We start from the raw sequence: 18379 nt of genomic DNA on the forward strand, positions 1-18379 counted from the left end.
AAGCGAAGCCCGTTCGCACGCACCCGCGGAACCGGCTTTGCCGGGCCGCCGGGGTGGTCTTGCAGACCGCGCTGCGCCAGTGGCGCAGCTCTTCGCCAGTCGGGCAAGGTCCACCGGACCTTGCCCGACTGGCTCAGCCCCTTGAGGGGGATTCGGCTACACGAAGTGAGCAAGAAACGGGGTGGTCAAATTTTCGACTTGCCGTCCGGCTCGTCCTTCTTCTTGTCGTTGCCTTCGATGTACGGGCTCCAGGGCTTGGCCTTGACCGGCTCCTTGGTCTTCCACACCACCTTGAACTGACCGTCGGCCTGGATCTCGCCGATGAACACCGACTTGTGCAGGTGGTGGTTCTTCTCGTCCATCTTGCTGACGATGCCCGAGGGTGCGTTGAAGGTCTGACCGGCCATGGCGGCGATGACCTTGTCCACGTCGGTGGACTTGGCCTTCTCGACGGCCTGCTTCCACATGTTGATGCCGATGTAGGTGGCTTCCATCGGGTCGTTGGTCAGCGGCTTGTCCTTGTGGCCGGGGATGTTCTTGGCCTTGGCGTAGGCGGACCACTTCTTGATGAACTCGGTGTTGGCCGGGCTCTTGATGCTCATGAAGTAGTTCCAGGCGGCCAGGTGGCCCACCAGCGGCTTGGTATCGACGCCGCGCAGTTCCTCTTCGCCCACCGAGAAGGCGACGACCGGCACGTCCTTGGCCTTCAGGCCGGCGTTGCCCAGTTCCTTGTAGAAGGGCACGTTGGAGTCGCCGTTGATGGTCGACACCACGGCCGTCTTGCCGCCTTGGCTGAACTTCTTGATGTCGGCGACGATGGTCTGGTAGTCGCTGTGGCCGAAGGGGGTGTACTTCTCGTCGATGTCCTTGTCGGCCACGCCCTTGCTCTTCAGGTAGGCGCGCAGGATCTTGTTGGTGGTGCGGGGGTAAACGTAGTCGGTGCCCAGCAGCACCCAGCGCTTGGCGCCGCCGCCTTCCTTGCTCATCAGGTAGTCGACGGCAGGGATGGCCTGCTGGTTGGGCGCGGCGCCGGTGTAGAACACGTTCTTCGACAGCTCTTCACCCTCGTACTGCACGGGGTAGAACAGCAGGCCGTTCATTTCTTCGACGACCGGCAGCACCGACTTGCGCGACACCGAGGTCCAGCAGCCGAAGATCACGGCGACCTTGTCCTGGCCGAGCAGCTGCTTGGTCTTCTCGGCGAACAGGGGCCAGTTGGAGGCGGGGTCGACCACCACGGGCTCAAGCTTCTTACCCAGCACGCCGCCCTTGGCGTTGATTTCGTCGATGGCCATCAGCACCGTGTCCTTGAGCACGGTCTCGGAGATGGCCATGGTGCCGGACAGCGAGTGCAGCACGCCGACCTTGATGGTGTCCTGCTGGGCAAAGGCGGGCGCGGCGCCGAGGCTGGCGAGGGCGACGCTGGCGGTCAGCGCCTTGAGGGTGAAGCGACGTTGCATGGCTGCTCTTCTCCTGGGGTTTCGGTTGGCAAGGGATGGAAGGAACGGGTTGGAGTCTCCTTGCCAGGCCCCGGACGGGCTATACGCCGGGTGGCGTACATGCCGCGAAGGCGCGGCGCGCGAAATCCCAGAACAGCCGACCCGCGTCCGGCCCCGCGGGGTCGGTGTAGCTGCCGCGGGTGCTGCCCCCGCTCCAGGCATGGCCCAGCGCCTCGATCTCCACCAGGCGCACCTCCACCACGCGTCCCCGGCGGAAGTCGGTGACCTGCATGGGATGGCGCTTGCCGCGTTGCTGGATTGCCGGCTCGGTGGCCTCGGCGCCGACGGCCCGGGCCCAGACCTCGGCGGCCAGGCGGCCGGCCACCGGACTCACCACCGTGTCGCGCCCGCCCTGCACCACCAGCAGCGGCGGCAGCATGGCGGCGCCGTCTGCCGCCAGATCGAGCGCAGGCGCGCGCCGGCCCGCCATCGCGCCCAGCACCTGGCGCGCCGAGGTCGCGGCACCGGGCGCCACGCCCGAATGCATCATCACGGCCTGCAGTCGCTCGGGCGCGCGCATCGCGAGCCGCGCCGCCAGCCCTGCCCCGGCCGACAGCCCCGCCACGGCGATGCGCGAGGCATCGGCACCGTAGAGCAGGCAGGCCTGGTCGATGGTCGCCAGCACCAACCCCACCTCGGCATCGGCCCGCTGTTCAGAGAACCAGTTCCAGCAGCCTTCCGGATTGGCCAGCGCCGACTGCTGCGGATAGAGCACCAGGAAGCCCTCGCGCCGCGCCAGCGCATTCATGCGCGATCCGATGGCGAAGTCGCGCGCCGTCTGCCGGCAACCGTGCAGCATCACCACCAGCGGCAGCCCGCGCACCGGCCGCCCCGGCACCGGCGGCGGCACGAAGAGGTGATAGCGGCAGGCCCCACCGGCCGCGAAGGCGATGCCGGCGAGCCAGTCACCCGGCCCGGGCGGCGGCCGCGTGCTCTCCGCAGCCGCATCGCGCACCCGTTTGGCCGCCCCCTGCCCGACGCGCGCCATTGCGCCGGTGACGGCCTTCAGCTGCCGCTGGTAGGCCCGCGCGAATGTGCGGCCGAGAGAAAGGGGACGACGGGGCATGGGCGCTGCCTTGGAAAGAAGCAAAGCGCTCCATGTTTGGGCCCGCGCCGCGCGACGTCAAGCAGCCGAAGGCCCAATGCGATGTCGGCTGCGGACATGGCCGGCGCACCGCGGCGTTGCCTACCGCCAGCGCGTTCCGACGAACGAATGCTCGAGAGGCCGCGGAGCAGGCCAAGCCGAAGCATCCGCGGAACCGGCTTTGCCGGGCCGCAGGATGCGCCCCCTGCAAGGGGGAGGCGGAGCGCGAAGCGCGCAGCCTGGGGGTGAGTCAATAAATCTCCGGAACGATCATGCTCTGCGGCACGGGCTGGCGGAAGTAGTCCGGATGCCGCTCCCGGTCCGGCAGCGCGATGGGCGGGTGCTCCACCTCGCGGTAGGGCATCTGGCCCAGCAGGTGCGTGATGCAGTTCAGGCGCGCCTTCTTCTTGTCCACCGCCTGCACCACCCACCACGGCGCCTCGGGAATGTGCGTGCGCTCCAGCATCGCCTCCTTGGCCTTGGTGTAGTCCTCCCAGCGGCGGCGGCTTTCCAGGTCCATGGGGCTGAGCTTCCACTGCTTGAGCGGATCGTGGATGCGGCCGAGGAAGCGCAGATGCTGCTCCTCGTCGGTGATGGAGAACCAGTACTTGATCAGCCGGATGCCCGAGCGCACCAGCATCTTCTCGAACTCCGGGACGGTGCGGAAGAACTCCTCCAGCTCGTCGTCGGTGCAGAAGCCCATCACCTTCTCGACGCCGGCGCGGTTGTACCAGCTGCGGTCGAACAGCACCATCTCGCCGGCCGCCGGCAGGTGCGACACATAGCGCTGGAAGTACCACTGCGTGCGCTCGCGGTCATTGGGCGCCGGCAGGGCCGCCACGCGGGCCACCCGCGGATTCAGGCGCTGGGTGATGCGCTTGATCACGCCCCCCTTGCCCGCCGCGTCGCGGCCCTCGAACAGGATCACGACTTTCTGGCCGGTGTGCTGCACCCAGTCCTGCAGTTTGACCAGCTCGCCCTGCAGGCGGAAGAGCGCCTCGAAGTAGGTGCGGCGCGGCAGGCCGCCTTCCTCGTGCTGCAGCTTGCCGTCGGGGCCGACCACGCGGTCCTCCAGCTCCAGCTCGATCTCCTCGTCGTAGCCGTCGATCAGATCCTCGGCGATGCGGCGCATCAGCACGTCATGGTCGGTGGGCGTGAAGTCGGAAGTAGGCATGGCAATGCACCGGAAAGTGGGACACAAGAACGCCGCACATGCTCGTGCGACCCCATGACGCAACCATGACACCCGGGGCCCGCGCCGTCATCGGATTGACATGCCGACGTCACATCATCCCAGACCTACTTTCGCCCCCAGCGCCGTGCCCTCGCCCCTGCCGCTCCCTGCTCCGCTCGCCGCAGCCGCCCATGGCGCAGACGCCGCCGGCTTGATCTGCGGCTACCTCTTCGACGGCGAGGCGTCGTCGCCGCCGCGCCCGCTGGACCTGGACGAGGCCGCGCTGTGGCTGCAGGAGGTCGCCGATGCACGCCCCGACACCGGCGGCGTCGGCAAGGGCGAACCGGCCGGTACACCGCCCTACGCCTGGCTGCACTTCAACCTCAGCCATGCGCAGGCCCAGCGCTGGCTGGAGCGCCATGCCGGCCTGCCCGACAGCTTCTACGAGGCGCTGCGCGAGGGCACCCATTCGACCCGCATCGAGCGCGACGACGACGCCCTGGTGGCCGTCATCAACGACCTGCATTTCGACTTCGGCTTCGAGCCTTCGGACATCGCCACGCTGTGGATCGGCGTCGGCCCGCGGCTGGTGGTGACGGCCCGCACGCGGCCGTTGCGCTCGGTGGACGACCTGCGCCTGGCCGTGCGCACCGGCGAGGCGCCGCGCTCCACCACCGAGTTGCTGGAGCGGCTGATGCGCACGCAGGCGGATGTGCTGGTGGGCGTGGTGCGCACTGTCACCGGCCGCATCGATGCCATCGAGGACGCGCTGCTCGCGCGTCGTCCCGACGCCCAGCGCGCGCGCCTGGGCGAGATGCGGCGGGTGCTGGTGCGGCTTCAGCGCCTGCTGGCGCCCGAGCCGGCAGCGCTGTTCCGGCTGCTGCAGCGCCCGCCCGCCTGGATGGCCGAGGCCGATGCGCAGGGGCTGCGCGATGCGTCGGAGGAGTTCTCGGTCGTGCTGCGCGACATGCACGGCCTGCAGGAGCGGGTGAAGCTGCTGCAGGAGGAGATCGCCGCCAGCGTGCAGGAGGACAACAACCGCAGCCTGTTCGTGCTGACGGTGGTGACGGTGCTGGCCCTGCCCATCAACATCCTGGCCGGCCTGTTCGGCATGAACGTCGGGGGCATCCCGCTGGCAGAGAACCCGCACGGGTTCTGGCACCTGGTGGCCATCGTGGCCACCTTCACGGCCGTGGCGGCCTGGCTGGCGTTCAGGAAGAAGAAGTAGCGTCGGCGGACGACGCCGCCGCGGGGGCGACCGGCGTTTCCGGCGACTCGTGCACCTGCATGGAGAGGTCGAACAGCTTCGCCTTGCCCGCGTAATAGCGGTCCAGTCGCCAGTCGCGCAGCACCTCGATGGCCAGGTCGAAGCTTTTGTAGTCCAGCGCATAGAGCGAGGACAGGTCGAAGCCGCGGTCGGTCTCCAGCGCCAGGACCAGGGCCGCCAGCGTACGGGCCGCTGGATCTTCCGGCGGGCGGCGTTCGATGTAGCGGCGGGCTTCCTTGATGGCGTTCATGCGTAGGCAAAAGATGACAGACAGGCGCGGATTCTCCCCTTGCCTCCCCCTGGGAAATATGACAACTCCGAGTCAGTTCCGGGGTTGTTGAAGCGGGTCGGCGCGTTCCCGGGTGCAGCGCCCCCTGCGCGGGCATGGCGAAACCGAGTCCTTAGAATCGCACGGGTGTTCGATAACGACCTCAACGCCGACCTTCACTGCCACTCCGTGGTCTCGGACGGCACGTTGACGCCTGAAGATCTGGCCGCCCGCGCGGCGGCCAACGGGGTGCAGCTGTGGGCCCTGACGGACCACGACGAGGTCGGCGGCCTGCAGCGTGCCGCCGAAGCTGCCCGCGCCAACGGCATGCGCTTCCTCACCGGTGTCGAGATCTCCGTCACCTTCTGCAACGAGACGGTGCACATCGTGGGCCTGGGCTTCGATGCCGAGGATGCCGCGGTGCGCCAGGGCCTGTACGACACCCGCAATGGCCGTGGCCCACGCGCCCGCGAGATCGCCGACCAGCTTGCCCGGGTCGGCATCAAGGGCGCCTATGAAGGCGCGCTGCGCTTCGTCGGCAATCCCGAGCTCATCTCACGCACGCACTTCGCACGCTTCCTGGTCGAGCAGGGCCACTGCCGCGACACCTCCGAGGTGTTCCGCAAGTACCTGACCGAAGGCAAGCCCGGTTACGTGCCCCACCGCTGGGCCAACCTGGGCGACGCGATCCGATGGATCCGCGATGCCGGCGGCGTCGCGGTCATCGCGCACCCGGGCCGCTACAAGTTCACCGCCAACGAGGAATACGCCCTCTTCACCGAATTCAAGGGCCACGGCGGCCAGGGGGTGGAAGTGGTGACCGGCAGCCACACGCCGGCCGAGTACGTCGAATACGCCGACAAGGCGAAGGAGTTCGGCCTGGCCGCCTCCCGCGGCAGCGACTTCCACAGCCCCGACGAAAGCCATTGCGACCTGGGGCGTCTGCCCCTTCTCTCGCCCAGCCTGCAGCCCGTCTGGTCCCTGCTGGCGGACCGCGTGCAGTGACCGGCGCGGCCTGCGCCCCGCGGGGTGCCGTCCCCGCGAGCGACACGCTGCGCACGCTGGCCGGCATGGCCCTGCTGCTGCTGGCCGTGGGCTGCTTCGCGGTGCTCGACACCACCACCAAGGTCGCCTCGGCCACCGTGCCCGTGTTCATGGCCGTGTGGTTCCGCTATGCCTTCCAGGCTGTCGCCACCACCGCCATCCTGCTGCCCCTGCACGGCACGGCGCTGCTGCGCACGCAGCACCCGCGCTTCCAGGTGCTGCGCGGGGCGCTGTTGCTGGGCAGCAGCCTGCTGGCCTATCTGAGCCTGGGCCACATGCCCATGGCCGAATTCACCGCCATCGTGCTGGTCGTGCCGCTGGCCGTCACGCTGATGGCCGCCACGCTCCTGGGCGAGCGGGTGTCGGCCCTGCGCTGGGCGCTGGTGGCGGGCGGCTTCGTGGGCACGCTGCTGATCCTGCGCCCGGGTGGCGAGGGCTTCGGCTGGGCGGTGCTCATGCCCGTGGGGCTGGTGGTGTGCAACGCCTGGTTCCAGGTGCTGACCAGCCGCCTGGCCCGCACCGAGAAGCCGCTGACGCTGCACTTCTACACCGGCTGGGTGGGCACGCTGATCGCGGCCCTGTTCCTGCCCTTCGCCTGGCAGGCGCTGCCCGCCTGGCAGGACTGGGCGCTGCTGGCCCTCATGGGGCTGATGGGCACGGTGGGTCACTTCCTGCTGATCCTGGCCTACCAGCGCGCCCACGCGTCCACCCTCACCCCCTTTCTCTACGCCCAGATCGGCTTCGCCATGCTGGGGGGCTGGCTGGTGTTCGACCAGTTGCCCGACCGCATGTCGTTCGCGGGCATCGGCCTGATCGCCGTGTGCGGCGCCGGCGGCGCCTGGCTGACGGTGCGCGAGCGGCGCCAGCCCATCGAGCCGGTCGAGGGCTGAACTTCGACAGGAGGACAAGACCATGGCCCAGTATTTCGAGGTCCACCCCGACAACCCGCAACCGCGCCTGCTCAAGCAGGCGGCGGCCCTGCTCGCCAAGGGCGAGGTGATCGCGGTGCCCACCGACTCCAGCTATGCGCTGGCGTGCCAGCTGGACGACCGGAATGCCGTCGACAAGCTGCGCCGCATCCGCCAGATCGACGAGAAGCGGCTGCTGACCCTGCTGTGCCGCGACCTGAGCGAGCTGGCCAATTACGCCCGCGTGGACAACCGCCAGTACCGCCTGCTCAAGACCTGCACGCCCGGCCCCTACACCTTCGTGCTGGAGGCGACCAAGGAAGTCCCCCGCCGCGTGAGCCATCCGCAGCGCAAGACCATCGGCCTGCGGGTGCCCGAGCATCCGGTGCTGGCCGAGTTGCTGGCGCTGCACGGCGCGCCCCTGCTGGCCAGCACGCTCATCCCGCCCGGCGAGACCGAGCCGATGAACGACCCCCAGGAGATCCGCGACCGCTTCGAGAAGCTGGTCGGCGCCGTGATCGACGCCGGCGCCTGCACCTCCGAGCCCACCACGGTGGTCGACCTCACGCCCATGGACGCGGGCGGCGAGCCGGCGCTGATCCGGCAGGGCCGCGGCCCGCTGGGGCCGCTTGGCCTGTGAATCCGTCTGAGACAATCCCGCGGTGGAAGCCTCCAACCTCATCCAGACCGTCCTCATCTACGCCCTGCCGGTGATCTTCGCGATCACGGTGCACGAGGCGGCCCATGGCTACGTCGCCCGGCACTTCGGCGACAACACGGCGCAGATGATGGGGCGGCTCACGCTCAACCCGCTCAAGCACATCGACCCGATCGGCACCATCGCCATGCCGATCCTGCTGTATTTCGCCACCTCGGGTGCCTTCCTCTTCGGCTATGCCAAGCCGGTGCCAGTCAACTTCGGCCACCTGCGCAACCCCAAGCGCGACATGATCTGGGTGGCGCTGGCCGGACCGGCCTCCAACTTCATCCAGGCCATCCTCTGGACGCTGTTCCTGGTCGGGCTCACCGTGGCGGGCGTGCAGGAGCGCTTCTTCGTCGGCATGGCCAACGCGGGCATCCTGACCAACCTGGTCATGTGGGCCTTCAACCTGTTCCCGCTGCCGCCGCTCGACGGCGGCCGCATCCTGGCCGGCCTGCTGCCACGCGGCCGGGCACAGTACTGGCTAGCACGCATCGAGCCCTTCGGTTTCTTCATCGTCATGGGCCTGGTGGTGCTGGGCGTGGTCGGCTCGCTGTGGCTGCGGCCGCTGATGGGCCTGGGCTATGCCTTCCTGAACCTGCTGATCTCTCCCATTGCCGCGCTGCTGCGCTGACCCCCTTTTCGCCGCCGTCCGCCCCGCCATGTCCTCCGCCTCCGCTCCGACCCGCTTCCTGACCGGCATCACCACCACCGGCACGCCGCACCTGGGCAACTACGTCGGCTCGATCCGCCATTCGGTGCGCTTCAGCCAGCGCCCGGACGTGCAGAGCTACTACTTCCTGGCCGACTACCACGCGCTCATCAAGTGCGACGAGCCGGCGCGCATCCAGCGTTCCACGCTGGAGATCGCGGCCTCGTGGCTGGCCTGCGGGCTCGATCCGGAGCGCGTGACCTTCTACCGCCAGTCCGACATTCCCGAGATTCCGGAGCTGACCTGGTTCCTCAGCTGCGTGACCGGCAAGGGCGTGCTCAACCGCGCCCATGCCTACAAGGCCGCGGTGGACCGCAACACCGCCGCCGGCACCGACCCGGACTCGGACGTGAGCATCGGCCTGTTCATGTACCCGGCCCTGATGGCGGCCGACATCCTGATGTTCAACGCCCACAAGGTGCCGGTGGGCCGCGACCAGGTGCAGCACATCGAGATGGCGCGCGACATGGCGCAGCGCTTCAACCACCTCTACGGCGAGCACTTCACGCTGCCCGAGGCCGAGATCGACGACGCCGTCGCCCTGCTGCCCGGCCTGGACGGCCGCAAGATGAGCAAGAGCTACGGCAACACCATTCCCCTCTTCTCCTCGCGCGCGCAGCTGCAGAAACTGATCGCCGGCATCGTGACCGACTCGCGCGCGCCCGGCGAGCCCAAGGACACCGAGGGCTCGGCGCTGTTCCAGATCTACCAGGCCTTCGCCACCGCCGACGAGACCGACGCGCTGCGCAAGGCCTATGCCGAGGGCATCGCCTGGGGCGACGCCAAGCAGGTGCTGGTCGACCGCATCGACCAGGAGGTCGCCCCCCTGCGCGAGCGCTACGAGGCGCTGATGGCCGAGCCCCAGCGCATCGAGGACACGCTGCGCGCGGGCGGCGAGAAGGCCCGCGTGCTCTCGCGCGCGCTGACCTCGCGGCTGCGCGAGGCCGTGGGCCTGCGCAACCTGGGCCAGCTCGGCGCTGCCGCCAGCGGCACGGCGAAGGCCGCCAAGGCCGCGCGGCCCAGCTTCAAGCAGTACCGCGAGCGCGATGGCCAGTTCTACTTCAAGCTGCAGGACGCGCGCGGCACGGTGCTGCTGCAGAGCCAGGGCTTCGCATCGCCCCAGGAAGCCGGCCGCGCCATCGCGCAGTTGCAGGCGGAGGGCGAACCGGCCCTCGCAGCGCTGGCTTCCCGGCTCGCGCCGCTGGACAATGCGGCGCGCGCTGCCGTCGTGGCAGCGCTGGCCGTGCTGGCGGAAGCGGCGGCCGAATCCGCCCGAGCGTCCTGACCCGGCACGTCGCCCCCGACGGACGCCAACTCCCGGCCCCTCTCCAGACACGCACACCATGAGCATCTACGTCATCGACGACCATCCCCTGATGCGCGAGGCCATCGTGATGGTCCTTCGCCGCCTGCGGCCCTCCGAGAACGTGGTCGAACTCGACCGCCTGGACAAGCTGGCCAACGCCGTGGAGCACCACGGCCGGCCCAAGCTGTTCTGCCTCGACCTCAAGCTGCCCGACGTCACCGGCGTCTCGGGCGTGCTGACGGTCAAGGAGTCGTACCCCGACATCCCGGTGGCCGTGTACTCCGCCTCGCCCGCCGCCGACATGGAAGAGGCCTGCATCGAGGCCGGTGCCGACATCTACATCGAGAAGTCCAGCGGCTCGGCCGAGCTGACGGCGGCCCTGCGCGGCCTGCTGCTGGCCGACGACGGCGACCTGGAGCCGCCGGCGCCCACGGGCAAGCTCTCGCGTCGGCAGACGCAGTTGATCGCCATGCTGGACCAGGGCCTGTCCAACCGCGACATCGCCACCCAGCTGGAGATCAGCGAGCACACCGTCAAGGTGCACCTGTGGCGGCTGTTCCGCAGACTGGGCGTCAAGAGCCGCACGCAGGCGCTGCACCACGCGCGCAGCCACGGGCTGCTTTCGAATCTGCGCTGATTCCTCGATCCCGGCCGCGTGTTGCCGCGGCGCCTCGGATGGCACGCCATAGAATGAGAACAATTCTCATATTGGACGATCAGATCGTCCGTGGCGCATCCGAGGGCATGTCGTGGCCAGTACCGAGTTTTCGCTTCCTCCGCAAAGCATCGAGGGGTTGTATGTCGCCCATCACGGCTGGCTGAAAGGCTGGCTCCGGCGGCGTCTTGGCGATTCCTGCGTGGCAGCGGATCTGGCGCAGGACACCTTCCTGAGCATGATCACGGCGGGGATGCCCGCCCGGATCGAGGCGCCGCGCCCCTTTCTCGCCACGGTGGCACGGCGACTGATCGCCCATCGCCATCGCAGGCAGCGGCTCGAAGACGCCTACCTCGCCGTGCTGGCAACACTCCCCGGCGAACTCGCCCCCTCGCCCGAAACGCGCTACCTGGCGCTCGAAGCCCTGCGCCAGGTGGACCAGGCGCTCGACGGCCTGCCCCTACCGGTACGCGAAGCCTTCCTGCTGGCCCACCTGGAAGATCTGAGCTACGCCGACATCGCGGCGCGCCTTCGCGTCTCGACCAGTTCGGTCAAGCAATACCTGTCTCGTGCGAACCGGCACTGCCTGTTCGTGCTCGGCACCTGATCGGCCCTCCCTGTCGTGACCGAGCCGACGAGCACACTGGCCGCGGGCCGGCCGGCACCACGGGCCGGTGGCCGTGCCATCGACCCGGCCATCGCCGACCAGGCGGCCGACTGGCTGACCCTGTTCATGTCGGGCGAGGCCGGGGACGACGACCGGCAACGCTGGTCCCGGTGGCGCAGCGCGCATCCCGACCATGAGCGCGCCTGGCGGCACATCGAGGAGGTCACCGGCCGCTTCAAGGACATGGCCCCCCGCGCCGCCTACCAGGTGCTCTCGCCCTACACCGGCACGGCGACGGCGCCGAACCGCCGCGCCGCGCTGCGCGTCCTGCTGTGGGGCGGCATCGCCGGCACGGCCGGCCTGCTCGCCGCGCGCACGCCGCTCGCCCAGCGACTGGCGGCCGACTACCGCACCGGCATCGGCGAGCAGCGCACCGTCATGCTGGCCGATGGCACCGCGTTGACGCTCAACACCGACAGCGCGGTGGATGTGCGTTTCGACGCTGCACAGCGCCTGCTTCGCCTCCTGGCAGGCGAGGTGCTGGTCGTCACAGGTCATGCGCAGACGGCGACAGGCCGTGCCTGGCCGCCCCTCGTCGTCGCGACCGCGCAGGGCCGCATCCGTGCACTGGGCACCCGCTTCACCGTGCGCCAGCGGATGCAGGGCACCGACGTCGCCGTCCTCCAAAGTGCGGTCGAGATCGCGCCGGATGACCTGGCACAGCGCCCTCGTGTGCTGGAAGCCGGCCAGCGCCTGAGCTTCACCCGCAGCGCGATCGGCCCCGCAGGGCCGGCCGACGACGCCGCCCCGGCCTGGACACGCGGGCAACTGGTGGCGGACGACATGCGGCTGGACGCCTTCCTCGAAGAACTCGGCCGCTACCGCCACGGCGTCGTCCGGTGCGCGCCCGAGGTGGGGGATCTGCGGCTGTCGGGCGTGTTCCCGCTGCAGGACACCGACCGCATCCTTGCCACGCTGCCCAATGTGCTGCCCGTGCAGGTAGCGCAGCGCACCCGCTTCTGGGTGACGGTCGAAGCGCAGCCCTGACGCCGCCGCGTGGCCCGCGCGTGCGCCGCGGTGCCCGGTCTTGCCCTCCGTCGCCGCGTGGCACGGCCTGCTGCGCGCGCCGCGCAAAGTTTTTTTGCTTCGACGACTGCCCGATCCGCCGTTTCGCGGCACCTCACCAGGGAGAGCACTTCTTGTCACTTCCGAGGAAATCCCATGCGCGCCAAGCCCCTTCATCCCCTGCATCCCGGGCGTCCGTCGCGGCACCGGTCGGTCCTGCGCCCCACCTTCGCGGCGGCCTGGCTTGCGCTGGACGGCCTGGTCCTGGCCTCCCTGCCCGGGCAGGCCCGCGCCCAGGCCCTGGTGGCGCAGACCGCCGCTGCGCAGGTACGCGCCTTCGACATCCCGGCCGGTCCGCTGGCGTCAGCCCTGCACCGGCTGGCCTCGTCTGCCGACGTCCTGCTGAGCTTCACCCCGGAGCAGACACAAGGTCGGCAGACACCAGGCGTTCGCGGCACCTACACGGTGGACGCCGCGCTGCAGGCCCTGCTCGCCGGCACCGGGCTGCGCGCGGCACGGCTGGACAACGGCGCCTACGTGCTGCGCCCGCAATTGCCGCCCGCCGCCCCGGCGCAAGCAGGCCAGACCGTGGCGCCGCCTTCCACGGCCGCCCTGCCGGCCGTGACCGTCACGGCGGACGGCGACGCCGCGACCGGGCCGGTGCGCGGCTATCTCGCGCGCCGGAGCGCAGCCGGCAGCAAGACCGACACGCCCATCATCGAGACACCGCAGTCGCTGTCGGTCGTCACCGCCGAGCGCATCGAGGCCATCGGCGCCACCACCGTGCGCGACGCGCTCGGCTACACGCCCGGCATCAACATCTCGCCCTATGGGGCCGACTCGCGCTACGACTGGATCAGCATCCGCGGTTTCGATGCCTACAGCCCGGGCTTCTACCAGGACGGCCTGCCACTGCGCAACGCCAACACCTTCGCCGTCTGGAAGGTCGAGCCCTACGGCACGGAACGGATCGACGTGCTGCGTGGACCGGCGTCGGTGCTCTATGGCCAGGCCAGCCCGGGCGGCGTGGTCGACGTGGTGAGCAAGCTGCCCACAGCCTTGCCGGTGCGCGAGCTGCAGATGCAGGTGGGCAGCCACGGCCACAAGCAGATCGCCGGGGACTTCTCGGGCAAGCTCGACGCCGAGGGCCAGGTGCGCTACCGCGTCGTCGGCCTGCTGCGTGACGCGCGGATGCCGACCGGCGACAAGGACGACGACCGCACGTACCTCGCGCCGTCGCTCACATGGCGGCTGTCGGGCGACACCTCGCTCACCCTGTATGCGCAACTCATGCGCAACCGCGCCGGCGTGTACACCCGCATCCGGCCCATCGAGGGCTCGCTGGTACCCACGCCGGTGGACAGCCGCATTCCGAGCACGCTCGACATCGGCAATCGCCACTTCGACCGCTTCGACCAGGACCAGACACTGGTCGGCTACCAGTTCGAGCACAGGCTGAACGACACCTTCACCTTCCGCCAGAACCTGCGGGCGGGGCACATGAAGCTCGACTACGCCGGGCTGCAGGCGCCCCGCTTCGTCGCGACGGACCCGGAGCAGCCGCTGGACCCCGCCAACTACCGGCTGCTGAGCCGGACGCTCTTCGGCAGCCGCGAGTCGGCTCGCAGCCTGAGCCTCGACAACCAACTGCAGGCCGACCTGCGACGCGGCGACTGGCAGCACACGCTGCTGCTGGGCCTGGACCACCAGCGCAGTCGCTTCGAGGCGCGCACCTTCAGCGGCGGCAGTGCACCGCTGCTGGACATCGCGGCGCCCGTCTACCCCAACGGACCGTTCGAGATTCCCGACCCCTATGCCATCGACAGCACGCGCCTGCAGCAGACAGGCCTGTACCTGCAGGACCAGATCAAGTGGGGCGAGCGCTGGCAGCTCACGCTGGGCGGCCGATACGACCAGGCGCGCACGGAAAACTTCGACCGGCTGGGTGGTGCATCCTCGCGCGTGGCCGACCACCGGTTCACCAAGCGCGCGGGGCTGGTGTATCTGGCGCCCAACGGGCTCGCACCCTACGCGAGTTACACCGAGTCGTTCAACCCGAACCCGGCGCTCAACCCGCTGACTCGCCAGCCCTTCGAGCCCGAGACCGGGCGGCAATACGAAGCGGGGCTGCGCTACCAGCCGCCGGGCTCGCGCAGCCTCTACAGCGCGGCCATCTTCGACCTGCGGCGGCGCAACTACATCACCTTCGATCCGGACTTCGTGCCCTACCAGACCGGGGAGATCTCCACGCGTGGCCTGGAACTGGAGGCCACCACGCAGCCGATGCCGCGCATGAACCTCACCGCGGCCTACAGCTACACGCCGCGCGCCATCGTCACCGCCAGCGCCAACCCCGAACAGATCGGCAGACAGGCCCTGGCCGTACCGCGGAACCAGCTATCGGGCTGGATCGACTACCGTTTCACCAACGGCCTGAAGGTGGGCATCGGGGCGCGCCACACCGGCTCGACCTACGGCAACGGTGGGCGCACACCCGTCAAGGTGCCGGCCTATACCCTGGTCGACCTGCTGCTGGCCTACGACATCGACCGCTGGAGCCTGGCGCTTAACGTGCGCAACCTGACCAACCGGACGTACCTGAGCAATTGCGACAGCACTGCGCAGACGTGCTACTACGGCGACCAACGCCGTGTGGTCGCCACCGCCACCTACCGCTGGTGAACGAGGGCCACAGGCTCAGCCCACGGCGTCCGACATGCGGGCCTGGGCCTGGGTCTCGTCGGCGTCGGTGAGCATCACGCGGAAGACGCTGCCGCGGCCGACGCGGGAGCGCACGCTCACCGCATGGCCCAGGGCGTGCGACAGGCGCGCCACGATGGCCAGGCCGAGGCCGAAGCCGTCGGAGGTGCCGGCGTCGTGGTCGGCCACCTTGTAGAACTCCAGGAAGACGTCGCGCAGGTGCTCGCGCGGGATGCCGATGCCGGTGTCCCAGACTTCCACCCGCAGCCCTTCGCGGGTCTGCCGCGCCGCCAGCAGCACGCCGCCCTCGTGCGTGTACTTGATGGCGTTCGACAGCAGGTTGCCCAGCATGCGCCGTACCCGCACCGGGTCGGTCAACACCGTGCCGGGCACCATGTGCACCCGGAAGCGCAGGCCCTTGGCCTCGGCCACCGGGCGGTACTGCAGCTCCAGGTCGCGCAGCAGCTGCACCACGTCCACCCGCTCGATGTGCAGCCGCACCTGGCCCGAATCGATGCGCGCCAGGTCGAACAGCGAGTCGAACAGCACGTTCACCGCCTGCGTGGCGCCCGAGATCTTGGGCGCGATCTCGTGCACCAGCTCCGGCTCGTTGCGCAGCCAGTCGGCGTACAGCGACAGCGCCAGCACCGGCTGGCGCATGTCGTGCGCCGCGCTGGCCAGGAAGCGGTTCTTCATCGCCACCGCCGAGACGGCCGCCTGCCGCTGCTGGGTGAGCGAGGCGATCAGGATCTTGTTGTGGAAGAGCAGCTCGAAGCTGTTGCGTGCCGTCTCGTAGATGCGCCGGCCCGCGTGCAGCAGCAGCCACCAGTGCAGCGCCGGCAGCAGCACGAAGGGCAGCCCGAACTGCAGGCCCTCGATGCCCACCTCCGCCACGCGGATGCCCATGCACAGCAGCATGGTGATGAACAGCGAGGCCATGTAGCGCCGCAGCACCGGCGGATGCAGCGCGATGCTGACCACGGGGAAGGTGGCGGCCCCCGCCACGATGAACCAGCAGATGAACTGGTTGACCAGCGGCGTGCGCTCGAAGAACAGGTACGCCGACATGCCCCAGACGACACCGCTGGCGCCCCAGAGATGCCGGTAGCGGTGGACGAAATGCTCCTGCGCATCGGCGTCGCGGCCTTCGTAGCGCAGCCGGTAGAGGTGCTCGAAGCGCACCCGCGCGAGCGAGACGCAGACCACCAGGAACACCCAGAGCGAGGCGACCCACCAGGGCAGGTCGCGCCAGCTCAGGGCCACGATGACGGGCGTGAGCACCGCCGCCAGGATGTAGTTGCCCCGGGCGGCCCGCATGAGCGAGCGCACCAGTTCGCCGCGGACCCAGCGGTCCGCCTCATCGCCGGAAACGGGTGAAGGCGTCATTCCCACGAGCGAGGAATGGCGCCATCCGCCGAACGACGTCACCGGAGCATCCATGCGCTGCTGTTGGCCCAGAAAGAAAAAAGCCCCGTCGAGGGGCCTCGAAGGCACCGCCGGAACCGGCTTCGCCCGGCTGGTCGGTAACCTCCCGCATCGCCTCGCGGGGGTCGCGCGGCGCGGGCGCTAATGTAGCACCGCCCCAGGGCCCCGCCGGACGCCGCGGCGGCCCCGGCGCATCCCTACGCCGCCGCACCGGCATCGCCGAGGTCCTGCATCAGCGCCTCGCCCAGTTGCGCCAGGGGCAGCACCCGGCCCGCCGCACCCAGCGCGATGGCCTCGCGGGGCATGCCGAAGACGACGCAGCTGGCCTCGTCCTGCGCATAGGTCAGGGCGCCGGCGCGGCGCAGCGCCAGCAGGCCGGCGGCGCCGTCGCGGCCCATGCCGGTCATCAGCACGCCGCAGGCGCGCCGGCCCAGCAGCCGGGCGGCGCTGTCGAAGAGCACGTCGACCGACGGCCGGTGCCGGTTGACCGGGGGCGTCGCCAGCAGCGCCGCCTCCAGCCGGCCCTGCTCATCGCGCCGGACGGCCAGATGGTGGCTGCCCGGCGCGATGAGCGCCTGCCCGGCACGCAGCGGCTCGCCGTCCCGGGCCTCGGCGACGCGCAGCGGCAGGTGGCGGTCCAGCCGGTCGGCGAAGCTGCGGGTGAAGCCGGCCGGCATGTGCTGCACCACCAGGACGGGCGGACAGTGCGGCGGCAGCTGGGCCAGGAACTGCAGCAAGGCCTCGGTGCCGCCGGTCGAGGCGCCGGCGACGATGACGCGCTCGCCCCGCCACGCCCGGCGCCCGGGCGGTGCCGCCGGGCCGGGCCCACGATCGGCGCCCGCCGCCGGGCCGTCGTCGGTGCGGGCGGTGGCCGCTGCCGGCCGCGCACGGGCCGTCTCGGCCGCGCGCGCGGCCCGCGCCTCCTGCACCGCCTGGCGCAAGGCCTGGCAAATCGCGTCGCCGTCGTCGCGCAGGCCCTGCGCCACGCCCAGGCGCGGCTTGGGCAGCACGCCGCAGGCGCCCAGCGCGCGGGCCTGCCGCGCGACCTGCACCTCGGCCTCGGTGGGCGTGGCCACGATCAGTACCGGCATCGGCGGCCCGCCGGCCAGCTCGCGCAGGAAGTCCAGCCCGTTCATGCCCGGCAGCTGGATGTCGAGCGTCAGCGCGTCGGGCGCCAGCGCCGCGATGCGCGACCGGGCCGCGGCGGCGTCGCCGGCAGTGGCCACGGCCTGCATGTCGGGCTGCGCATCGATGATGGCGCACAGCACCTGGCGCACCAGCGCCGAATCGTCCACCACCAGGATGCGCAGGCGCTCGTCCGGCATCAGTCGAAGAGCTCGATGGCGCCGGCCACCGGCGTGCGGGCCAGGCTGGCCTGGTAGGACTGCTCGCGGCACGCCACGCTGGCCGGCAGCGCCTCGTTCAGCCGCTTGACGCGGGCTTCACCGGTGCGGGGAAAGTACGCCACCTTGCGCGGGCAGGTGTCGGCCAGGTCCTGCGCCCGCACCGGGATGCGTTCGGTCGCCAGGAAGTCGAGCACGAAGCGGGCGTTGCGGTGGCCGATGTTGACCTGGTTCATGCCGGGGATCACATTGGCACCGCCGAACACCTTGGCCTCCAGCCGGTTCCGGCGGGCGCCCAGCTTGACCAGCTGGTTGATCAGCACCTCCATGGCATAGCTGCCGTAGCGCGCCGGGGCCGAATCGGCCGGCCCGGTGGCGGGGCCGGCGTCGGGCAGCATGAAGTGGTTCATGCCGCCCACGCCCCGTTCGGCATCGCGGATGCAGGCCGCCACGCATGAGCCCAGCACGGTCACGAGCACCAGGTCGTCGGCGGTGGCGTGGAACTCGCCGGGCAGCACGCGCACGCCGCGGCGGCCGAAGACGGTCTCGTAGTGCAGCGTGCCGCTGCCGGCCGGATGCAGGTCCATGCTCATCGGCGGGCTCCGTTGCGGGCGGCTGCGCG

Annotated in this window: 17 protein-coding genes; 10 read left to right on the forward strand and 7 right to left on the reverse strand. The window is 70.3% G+C overall.

Translation table 11 applies throughout. The features are described from left to right. Positions 1-185 precede the first annotated feature (185 nt). From urtA to ppk2, 3 genes are all read right to left on the reverse strand, one after another. Complete coding sequence (gene urtA / locus ABIC63_RS08650; protein ID WP_294375657.1) at positions 186-1460, reverse strand: urea ABC transporter substrate-binding protein; 1275 nt, start codon at positions 1458-1460, stop codon at positions 186-188. Positions 1461-1539: 79 nt separating this feature from the next. Further along, a complete protein-coding gene (locus ABIC63_RS08655; protein ID WP_354319454.1) occupies positions 1540-2565 on the reverse strand; it encodes an extracellular catalytic domain type 1 short-chain-length polyhydroxyalkanoate depolymerase in 1026 nt (341 codons plus the stop codon). A gap of 268 nt (positions 2566-2833) precedes the next feature. Further along, positions 2834-3757: a polyphosphate kinase 2 gene (ppk2, locus tag ABIC63_RS08660; protein ID WP_294375653.1), complete on the reverse strand. Its 924-nt coding sequence runs from the start codon at positions 3755-3757 to the stop codon at positions 2834-2836. Positions 3758-3902: 145 nt separating this feature from the next. Here ppk2 and ABIC63_RS08665 point away from each other — a divergent pair, with 145 nt between their 5' ends. Continuing rightward, entirely contained in the window at positions 3903-4985 is a 1083-nt protein-coding gene (locus tag ABIC63_RS08665) for a transporter (RefSeq protein WP_354319455.1), read from the forward strand. Here ABIC63_RS08665 and ABIC63_RS08670 read toward each other — a convergent pair. Continuing rightward, positions 4969-5274: a hypothetical protein gene (locus tag ABIC63_RS08670; RefSeq protein ID WP_294375649.1), complete on the reverse strand. Its 306-nt coding sequence runs from the start codon at positions 5272-5274 to the stop codon at positions 4969-4971. The two genes, ABIC63_RS08665 and ABIC63_RS08670, sit on opposite strands and share 17 nt — an antisense overlap. Before the next feature lie 165 nt (positions 5275-5439). Here ABIC63_RS08670 and ABIC63_RS08675 point away from each other — a divergent pair, with 165 nt between their 5' ends. The 9 genes from ABIC63_RS08675 (at position 5440) to ABIC63_RS08715 (ending at position 14971) form a co-directional block, all read left to right on the forward strand. After that, the gene (locus tag ABIC63_RS08675) at positions 5440-6297 is read left to right on the forward strand and encodes a 3',5'-nucleoside bisphosphate phosphatase (protein WP_354319456.1); all 858 of its coding nucleotides are present in this window, start codon (positions 5440-5442) and stop codon (positions 6295-6297) included. After that, positions 6294-7226, forward strand: a complete 933-nt coding sequence (locus ABIC63_RS08680) for a DMT family transporter (RefSeq protein WP_502935857.1) — start codon at positions 6294-6296, stop codon at positions 7224-7226. Before ABIC63_RS08675 ends, ABIC63_RS08680 begins: the two co-directional genes overlap by 4 nt. 22 nt (positions 7227-7248) lie before the next feature. Further along, the gene (locus ABIC63_RS08685; protein ID WP_114802701.1) at positions 7249-7884 is read left to right on the forward strand and encodes an L-threonylcarbamoyladenylate synthase; all 636 of its coding nucleotides are present in this window, start codon (positions 7249-7251) and stop codon (positions 7882-7884) included. 22 nt (positions 7885-7906) lie between these two features. Further along, on the forward strand, positions 7907-8578 hold the full coding sequence (locus tag ABIC63_RS08690) for a site-2 protease family protein (protein WP_017761434.1): 672 nt from the start codon (positions 7907-7909) through the stop codon (positions 8576-8578). Positions 8579-8606: 28 nt separating this feature from the next. Next, positions 8607-9941 (forward strand): tryptophan--tRNA ligase, encoded by a 1335-nt coding sequence (locus tag ABIC63_RS08695; protein ID WP_354319457.1) that lies wholly within the window; start codon positions 8607-8609, stop codon positions 9939-9941. Positions 9942-9999: 58 nt separating this feature from the next. Continuing rightward, a complete protein-coding gene (locus ABIC63_RS08700) occupies positions 10000-10599 on the forward strand; it encodes a response regulator transcription factor (protein WP_017761790.1) in 600 nt (199 codons plus the stop codon). Positions 10600-10711: 112 nt separating this feature from the next. Next, positions 10712-11224 carry a sigma-70 family RNA polymerase sigma factor gene (locus tag ABIC63_RS08705; RefSeq protein ID WP_294375627.1) on the forward strand — a complete coding sequence of 171 codons (513 nt, stop codon included), beginning with the start codon at positions 10712-10714 and terminating at the stop codon, positions 11222-11224. 15 nt (positions 11225-11239) lie between these two features. Then, positions 11240-12271 (forward strand): FecR domain-containing protein, encoded by a 1032-nt coding sequence (locus ABIC63_RS08710; RefSeq protein WP_354319458.1) that lies wholly within the window; start codon positions 11240-11242, stop codon positions 12269-12271. A 174-nt stretch (positions 12272-12445) separates the two neighbouring features. Further along, a complete protein-coding gene (locus tag ABIC63_RS08715; RefSeq protein ID WP_354319459.1) occupies positions 12446-14971 on the forward strand; it encodes a TonB-dependent siderophore receptor in 2526 nt (841 codons plus the stop codon). 15 nt (positions 14972-14986) lie between these two features. Here ABIC63_RS08715 and ABIC63_RS08720 read toward each other — a convergent pair whose 3' ends face one another. The 3 genes from ABIC63_RS08720 to cheD form a co-directional block, all read right to left on the reverse strand. Then, the gene (locus ABIC63_RS08720) at positions 14987-16375 is read right to left on the reverse strand and encodes a sensor histidine kinase (protein WP_294375618.1); all 1389 of its coding nucleotides are present in this window, start codon (positions 16373-16375) and stop codon (positions 14987-14989) included. Positions 16376-16611: 236 nt separating this feature from the next. Then, the gene (gene cheB / locus ABIC63_RS08725) at positions 16612-17739 is read right to left on the reverse strand and encodes a chemotaxis-specific protein-glutamate methyltransferase CheB (RefSeq protein WP_354319460.1); all 1128 of its coding nucleotides are present in this window, start codon (positions 17737-17739) and stop codon (positions 16612-16614) included. Continuing rightward, entirely contained in the window at positions 17739-18350 is a 612-nt protein-coding gene (gene cheD / locus ABIC63_RS08730; RefSeq protein WP_354319461.1) for a chemoreceptor glutamine deamidase CheD, read from the reverse strand. The genes cheB and cheD overlap by 1 nt, the downstream gene beginning before the upstream one ends. Positions 18351-18379: the final 29 nt, after the last annotated feature.

Origin of the sequence: Pseudacidovorax sp. 1753 (assembly GCF_040544975.1) — a bacterium.
Lineage (GTDB): Bacteria > Pseudomonadota > Gammaproteobacteria > Burkholderiales > Burkholderiaceae_C > Xenophilus.